The 1,550-nt window shown below is 69.1% G+C and carries 2 protein-coding genes; both read left to right on the top strand.

What is annotated here, in order from left to right; all coding sequences use genetic code 11:
• A partial coding sequence (locus AB0L97_RS38605; protein WP_364440017.1) for an alpha/beta hydrolase family protein occupies window positions 1–753 on the top strand: 753 nt, incomplete at its 5' end.
• Window positions 754–769: 16 nt separating this feature from the next.
• On the top strand, window positions 770–1,550 hold a 781-nt coding region (locus AB0L97_RS38600; protein ID WP_364440015.1), incomplete at its 3' end, for an alpha/beta fold hydrolase.

Raw genomic sequence — 1,550 nt, 5'->3', positions numbered from 1 at the left:
GCCGGTGGCATCGACGGCTCGACCTGGGCCACGAAGACCGACGCGATGCAATTCCTCGCGGACAAGAACGTGCACGCGGTCACGCCGATCGGCGGCATGTTCAGCTACTACGCGGACTGGGAGAAGGACGACGCCAGGTTGGGGCGCCAGAAGTGGCGGACCTTCCTGAGCCGCGAACTGCCTCCGCTGATCGACTCGTATCTCGGGACCAGCGGGCGCAATGCCCTCGCGGGGTTCTCGATGTCGGGGACCACGACACTCGCGCTCGCCGCGACCACGGGTGACCTGTACTCCGGCGTCGCCGCATACAGCGGTTGCGCGCAGACCAGCGATCCGGTCGGCCGTGAGTTCGTCCGGCTGACCGTCGAGGAATGGGGTCTCGCGGAACTGGACAACATGTGGGGGCCCGCGGGCGACCCGCAATGGGTGGCCAATGATCCCTACGTGCAGGCGGAGGGATTGCGTGGAAAATCCATCTACATCGCCAGTGGAAATGGCGTGCCCGGCGTCTACGACCGATACGGCGGGAAATATTCGCTGAACGGTCCGTGGGGTTTCGCGAATCAGCTCGTCGTCGGCGGTGTGATCGAAGCGGCCACCAATTACTGCTCGCACAACATGAAAGACCGGCTGGACAGCCTCGGAATCCCCGCGCGATACAACTTCCGCCCGGAAGGCACCCATTCCTGGGGCTATTGGGAGGACGCGCTGAAGGATTCGTGGCCGACGCTGGCCGCTCCATTGGGAATCTGATCCGCGGGAATTCGAAATGACTGTTCGCACTCGGGCCGCGCGCGTCGTCGGCCTCATGATGGCCGCTGCCTGTGTGGCGCTGTGCCATGCGCCGACCGCGGCCGCCGCCCCGGAGACACCGGCGCTGGACGGCGCCAACGACTGGTCTTGCCTGCCCACACCGGCGCGACCGGAGCCGGTGGTGCTCGTGCACGGCTCGGGCACCGATATCGGCCGCAGCTTCCCCCTGCTCGCGCCGGCCATCCGGGCCGAAGGACATTGCGTGTTCGCCGCGAATCTCGGCGCCGCGCCGGGTGTCGTCGACGCGGTGAGCGGGCAGACCGGCTCCAGCTCCACCGGCGTCGGGCCGATCGGCGCCGCACTGCTGGGACGTGTCGTCTACGGCGTGGCCGACATCGATCGAATGGCGGGCGAGCTCGCCGAAGTCGTGCGGGCGGTGCGGGAGACGACGGGCGCGAGCCGGGTGGCGCTGGTCGGCCACTCCACCGGCGGCACGGTGATCCGGCAGTATCTGCGCGCCCGCGGCGCGGAGGCGGTGTCCCAAGTGGTGACTCTCGGCACGCCGTATCGCGGCTCGACCTGGGCCGGGTTGCGCGGCAGCTATCCGGACCTGGCCGCGCTCGGCCTGGGCGACGCGCAGATCGCGGCCCAGGTCTTCGGGACTCCGGGCCAGCAGCAGGTGGCCGGGTCACCACTGCTGAACCGGCTGAACACGGGAGGCGAAACCGTGCCCGGTCTCCGGTACACGGCCATCGCCTCCCGCGCCGACCAGGTGATCACGCCGCAGGACACCGCCC

It is taken from the genome of Nocardia sp. NPDC051911 (assembly GCF_040681035.1).
Classification (GTDB): domain Bacteria; phylum Actinomycetota; class Actinomycetes; order Mycobacteriales; family Mycobacteriaceae; genus Nocardia; species Nocardia sichangensis.
This window is presented reverse-complemented; position numbering and strand designations above follow the sequence as displayed.